We start from the raw sequence: 6,027 nt of genomic DNA on the forward strand, positions 1-6,027 counted from the left end.
CTCGCAAGGACGCGACGCCTATGGGACAGAAGGCTACCTATAAAGTCGGCAATTGGAAAGAGTACAATCGCAGTCTGATCAATCGCGGCAACCTGACGGTCTGGATCAGCGACGAGGCGATTGCCACATGGAACCTCACGAGCCCGACGGGGCGTAAGGGGCGAACCAAGACTTATAGCGATCTGGCGATTGAGACTGCCTTAACGCTGCGATGTCTTTTAGGCCTGCCGTTGCGCCAAACCCAAGGCTTCTTGGAAGGTCTGATCAAACTGCTCGATTTGAAGATCGATGCCCCCAATTATTCTACGCTTTCACGGCGAGCCGACAGCCTTGCGATCGATCTCGGTGTCCTCGCTAGCAGGTCAAATGTAGATGTTGCTATCGATGCCACCGGTTTGAAGGTCTACGGCGAGGGAGAGTGGAAAATGCGTACCCATGGTAAAAACAAACGACGAACATGGCGCAAGCTTCATATCGCAATCGACCACAAAACAAACGAAATCGTCGCGGTGACGCTAACCAAATCCAACGTGCACGACTCGATGGAAACATCTTCTTTGCTAGATCAGATCGACAATATAGCTAGCGTCACTGCTGACAAAGGGTACGACAATAAAAATGCTTATGAACCAATCGCCGCCAAAGGAGCTAAAGCTATAATACCCCCACGAAGCGGCGCCGCACTGAAGCTCCAAAATCCAACGTGGGGTGATGTCGAACGCAACAGGCTCGTCAGAGAACACCAACTACTCGGCAAAGATGCCTGGAAATCAGGCTCCGGTTATCGCCGTCGAGTTTTGGTCGAAACGAGTATCGGCCGCTACAAACGCACCATTGGTGCGTCTATGCACTCAAGGAACCTAGGCCGCCAAAAGGCCGAAGTGCGTCTTGGGGCGAAGATCCTCAACCAAATGACCCATCTTGGAATGCCAAAATCTTACAAAGTATAGAATAGAGATGAACTCAGGACCCTTGTATGCCAACAGTTTGATTTTTACAACAACGCCTACGGGAAGCTGTAAGTAACCGCGCCATCTGCTGTATGTACCTCCTCAGAATCCTTACAAAGCTCATTTGGCACATTTGAAAGGCCCTGCTTTTTTATCCACTTTCCGAACTTGCGAATATCGACATATGGAATCCGATTAGATAAATTCTGATTATTTAAGTGTGTTGATTCTAATCCACCTGGACGGTCAAGTGATGACATCGCAATACTGAACCAATGCTTGGCTGGATTTTTGAACCCCCAGTAAGGGTCACGATCAGGAAATGGCTCCAGGGGATTACTATAAAAATCCAGTCCCGTTGGATCTCGGCCCAAGGCTAAAAAAATTGCTTCTGCAAGCGAAATTATCCGGGTCTGATGCCACTTTGCCCAATTGATAGAACTGCTGTTGCCTAATTTTTTTTTATTTTTTGAGTTCATCAAGATAATCTGCCCATTTTTGCATGAGAGCTTTTCGCTCTGTTAAATGTGTCGTCCGGTTATACGCTCTACCTAGGGCATCCTTAACCGAATGCGCAAGTTGGTGTTCAATGATGTGCGGAGGATAGCCCAGCACCTCATCGAGAATGGTTCTTGCCATCGCTCTAAAACCGTGGCCACACATTTCCTCTTTCGGAATCCCTAAACTCCTAAGAGCCGCCAATACGGCGTTCTCTGACATAGGGCGATCCCGTGATCGGGGACTGGGAAAGACGAATTTGCCACCACCTGTCATGGGATAAAGATTTCGTAATGCAGCCACTGCCTGACAACTAAGAGGGACAATATGGGGAGTCTTCGTCTTTTGAGCGATAAACCGCCATTCTGACATCTCTAGGTCAATGTCTGCCCATTCAGCTCTTCGTAACTCACCTGGTCTGACAAACACTAAAGGAGCCAACTTAAGAGCGGTGCTCACCACTACGCCGCCTCTGTATCCATCGATCAGTCTCAGCAGCTCCCCCACTTTCGCGGGCTCAGTGATGGCGGCCAAATGGGTGGTCTTCACAGGTCGCAATGCACCCCTAAGATCTCTTGTAGGATCGGAGGACAAACGACCGGTCGCAATTGCATAACGGAAAATTTGGCTGAGGTTGGTCCTAACACGGTGAGCTGTCTCGAAGGCCTCTCGCGACTCGATCCTTCGCAAGACCTCCAAAATCATAGGCGGCGTAACATCGCCGACCATAGATTTACCGAGAAACGGAAAGACATCATGTTCAAGACGCTGCTTGATCCTGATGCCGTGGCTTGGGACCCATGTCCCCTGGTTCTGCGCCAACCACTCTCGGGCGACAAACTCTAGGGAGTTCGTCTCTTGAAAGGTCGATGACGCCTTTTCAGCCTGTCTGTGAGCGCTCGGATCAATACCTTTGGCAAGCTGCCGCTTGGCCTCGTCCCGGGCCTCCCTAGCATCCTTCAGGCCCACGACAGGGTAAAGGCCCAAGGAGATCAGCTTCTCCTTGCCATTAAAGCGGTACTTGAGCCGCCAACGCTTGCTACCTGTCGGGGTCACCTCAAGGTATAGGCCGCCGCCATCGAATAGTTTGAGCGTCCTAGAGGGGTCCGACTTTGCATTCTTTACTTCTTGAACCGTGAGGGCCATGTGGGGGTAACCAAAACTAAGGGGCTGCTGTTACCCCCGCTTTTACCCCCAGCTACCCCCGGAAGTCAACGGACATGCCCGGCCTCTGCCGGACTTGGTTCCGCTTGATCTGACTGATTTTGCTGGTGATTCTGGACTCTGGCGGACTAACTGGGATCAGATGATGGTGGAGGCGGCGGGAGTCGAACCCGCGTCCGAATACGAGACGGAAAGAGCGGCTACATGCTTAGTCTGTCGATTGTCCTCTTACGCAGCGAGCCAACAGACAGGCTTGCTATGTCGCAGCCTGATTGTCGTCATGCCGTGGTCTCCAGACGTAAGACCCTGACACCAAGTCGGATTTATTGCGCCTCCGCAGCGGGACCGACACCCTCTGCTTCGACGGCAGCTTAATTAAGCTGCGAGTGCGTAATCGTTGCCGACTAAGCGTTGTTACGCGTTTTGACGGGGTCACGTAACCACCCCCGGCATGCTCTCTAACTCATCAGCCATACCCGTCGAAACCGGTACGCCCCCTGAAGTTAGCCAATTCTCCGTATATCATGGACTGTCCGTAAACACTAGGGTATTATCGATGCAGTCGGCCTAAATCACTGAGCACCACCGACCAGGACCTAGATCTGCTACAAGCACCTACCGAAAGAGGTCAAGTACTTCGCCCATACGCAATTCGGTCGGCCTATCTGTCTCGGTCACAGGCGAAATTTCCCACAGGTAAGTGGCCAGCTTTTGCTGCGCACCGACACAGAATGTCGATAAGTCTCTGATGGGCTTTGAACACTCAGGTTCTCTGGAAAACATCGTGTCAATATATTCACTTACCCGAACAGTTGTAGGTCCGGTGAGATAATCAAAGTCGTAAATTAAACCATTCGCCTGATCCAAGAGTATCACGTGATGGTACCAGTTTAGTTCAACAGCTGCTGGCCGATTAAATCTAATGCTGCGAGCACTCTGGGCATTTACCATTCCGAGTGACCCAGGCCCTTGATTGGTGATTTTTACCATTCGATAATCACTCAAATCGACTCCTGCTGCACGCAAGGCATCGACGAATCCTAAGATGTTTTGACCACAAGCGCGTTCCTGGTAGCTATCATAATATCGGCTTTGAAAAATGCGATCGACCACTGATGAGACTTCACTTTTGACAGCAGCAACATGCGATCGTCCCGTACATCCCACGGATAACAACACGAACAATATGAGCAAAATTCTGAACATTAGGAGACCCTCGGTAAGGACCACAGCCAACCTGGAGTTCTACAAGAAGCATGCCATCAGGTGGCCAGCTCATCCCAGCGAGCATTCATGAATTTTGCACTTATATTGAGGCAGTTATCAGAAACCACAAAAGACAAAATGTCGGTACCAGCTCACATCGAATTTGCTACAGATCAGAATTTGACAGCTGTATCAACCTTAGTCAGATCATCGGCAAAAAAACTAATCCCAGCGCGGGGTGACACGCTGGGATTAGTTTGAACAATTCTTGGTTAGTCGACCGTGACGACCTCACTACTTGCTTCGAATTCGCTAGCCCTACAAGGATCCTGGTTAGCGTTATCCTGACCTTGGTCACAACTCGCGTGACCACCGGTGAATGGGTCTATCGTCACTTCCTCGTCATAGTCAGGACAGTTACTTCCGACCCAGCCCGTTGGCGCGTCTGGCGTAAAGGTACTCGGCAAATAAGCGGGCATCGCGGTCACCGCCGGCTGCAAATCCGCTCCCACGTCAGCCGACCCTAGAACTTCACCGGTCTTGGTAAAGTGGGAGCGACTCGCAAATGTGAATGTATTACCCTGATAAGTTCCCTTTTTCTGAGACACCGACGATCCTTTGTCACCACTCATATAGGCGACCCCACGATCGTAAAATTCGGCGCCAGAGTTTGTCCCCTTCACGGCAAGTTTCAGTGTGCTCTGTCCAGCATTCTTGAGATCCAGAGAAACCTCGCGGACAAAGGTGTTACTGCCCTGCGTGTTTTTATCCTTAGATATGAGACTGACTATATCAGCAACGGACATATCAAAGTTCGTGGACCGAGCAAAAGTAAACGCCGTATTTTGCTCAGATCCCGATCCGTCAGAAATGATCGTCCCCTTAGGCCCTGCATCGGTCAGAGCATCGATATTGATTAACTGCCGGCTACCAGATTCACTGCCTCTGTTTTGGCAGAAACCGATTACCAGCTTGCCTGAGGCTGCTTGCGAATTATCGACAAAGATCTTCGCAAATTCGCCTTGAGGTGTCATCAATCTGTACTTCTTACCGAACTTCACGCGATCCTTCTCGACTTCCAGGTGGCAAAAGAACGATGCCACCTCATCAAGCGATCGCACCGACTCCTGAATCGTTTGACCCATAAAGCATGCTTCTTGCGATTTTTTGCCTCCGGCGAGACGCAATCTCGCTCCGGGAGCTTAGCCGCCAAATGCCTCAGGCAAATCAATGGCCAAGGCTCCAGCCAACTTAAGATCGGCGATGGTAGTTACCGACCCCACCTTATTACTAGCACTCGTCCCACCGCCGTCGGCATCCTCCGTCGTGCTATCGTCATCCTTCGAGTCACTTTTCGCGCCGCAGGCTGTCGTGAGCGCTACTGCTACCCCGACACTGATAAACTTTAGATGTTTAGTTAACTTCATACTCTCCCCTTTCAAAAAACTCCGTGGCGACGGGACCTCCCCAACACCACCAAGGTTAATCGGCCTTCATAGGCACAACCACCGTCAGGCAGCCCTGTCGGTGGTTGAGTTGAAAACTTGAGCTTTTCTGATTCAACTAATAGTCCCGGTGACTTAATTAAGGCCTGTTCGATTGGCCTAAACTTAGGCTGCAGCTTTCTGCGGGAGAAAGATCGCTACTCCATCAACCTCGACGTTGATGCCACCATCGATCGGAGTCAGTACGATGAGTTTTCCAGCTAGCCTCAACTCGCGCCTTGTAGCACCAACCATGGCCCAGGGATCGATCGCCATGACGGCACCCGAGGCAAATTGGAGACTGATACGGCCGTCCGGATTAAAATCAAGCCCGATAAAATCAAAGCCTCCTGGACGTGTACTCTGAGCTGTCGGCTCAGTTACTGAACGGGGAGGGAAGTTCGTCGGTGCCATGTTGGTCTCCTCCAGTGCTTTCATAACCGGTGGTTCTGCCACTGCAACATCTGCCTGCGCGGCGATGAGCTGCATGGCTTCATGCCTATCATCACGATTGGTATCTTCGATCTCGGGGATATTACCCTCGGCATCGATTTCAGCTTCAAGATTACGCTCAAGCTGATCTTCCGATGCCTCGTCAACCTCAACTGCTTCATCCTCAGCCAATGCTGGATCTTCGACAAAACCAGCTTCATCTGCTGCCTCTATTTCTTCCGTAGCGAGATCCCCAAAATCCTCTGATGCCTCCAGTGACTCTTCGTGGTTCC

At 50.9% G+C, this 6,027-nt stretch carries 6 protein-coding genes and 1 other RNA gene; 1 reads left to right on the forward strand and 6 read right to left on the reverse strand.

Annotated elements, in window-relative coordinates; genetic code table 11:
- Positions 1-20 precede the first annotated feature (20 nt).
- Complete coding sequence (locus tag FJ146_18995; GenBank protein ID MBM4254059.1) at positions 21-950, forward strand: IS5 family transposase; 930 nt, start codon at positions 21-23, stop codon at positions 948-950.
- A 56-nt stretch (positions 951-1,006) separates the two neighbouring features.
- Here the strand turns inward: FJ146_18995 and FJ146_19000 are convergent, their stop codons facing one another.
- The 6 genes from FJ146_19000 to FJ146_19025 form a co-directional block, all read right to left on the reverse strand.
- Positions 1,007-1,432: a hypothetical protein gene (locus FJ146_19000; protein ID MBM4254060.1), complete on the reverse strand. Its 426-nt coding sequence runs from the start codon at positions 1,430-1,432 to the stop codon at positions 1,007-1,009.
- Positions 1,413-2,594 carry a DUF4102 domain-containing protein gene (locus FJ146_19005; GenBank protein MBM4254061.1) on the reverse strand — a complete coding sequence of 394 codons (1,182 nt, stop codon included), beginning with the start codon at positions 2,592-2,594 and terminating at the stop codon, positions 1,413-1,415. The genes FJ146_19000 and FJ146_19005 overlap by 20 nt, the downstream gene beginning before the upstream one ends.
- Positions 2,595-2,758: 164 nt before the next feature.
- Positions 2,759-3,110, reverse strand: a transfer-messenger RNA (tmRNA) gene (gene ssrA, locus FJ146_19010).
- Positions 3,111-3,227: 117 nt separating this feature from the next.
- Positions 3,228-3,818 (reverse strand): hypothetical protein, encoded by a 591-nt coding sequence (locus tag FJ146_19015; GenBank protein ID MBM4254062.1) that lies wholly within the window; start codon positions 3,816-3,818, stop codon positions 3,228-3,230.
- A 272-nt stretch (positions 3,819-4,090) separates the two neighbouring features.
- Positions 4,091-4,963, reverse strand: coding sequence for a hypothetical protein (locus FJ146_19020; GenBank protein ID MBM4254063.1), 873 nt, complete (start codon positions 4,961-4,963; stop codon positions 4,091-4,093).
- A 57-nt stretch (positions 4,964-5,020) separates the two neighbouring features.
- Positions 5,021-5,245 (reverse strand): hypothetical protein, encoded by a 225-nt coding sequence (locus tag FJ146_19025; GenBank protein MBM4254064.1) that lies wholly within the window; start codon positions 5,243-5,245, stop codon positions 5,021-5,023.
- Positions 5,246-6,027: the final 782 nt, after the last annotated feature.

Source organism: Deltaproteobacteria bacterium (genome assembly GCA_016874735.1).
GTDB lineage: Bacteria > Bdellovibrionota_B > Oligoflexia > Oligoflexales > CAIYRB01 > CAIYRB01.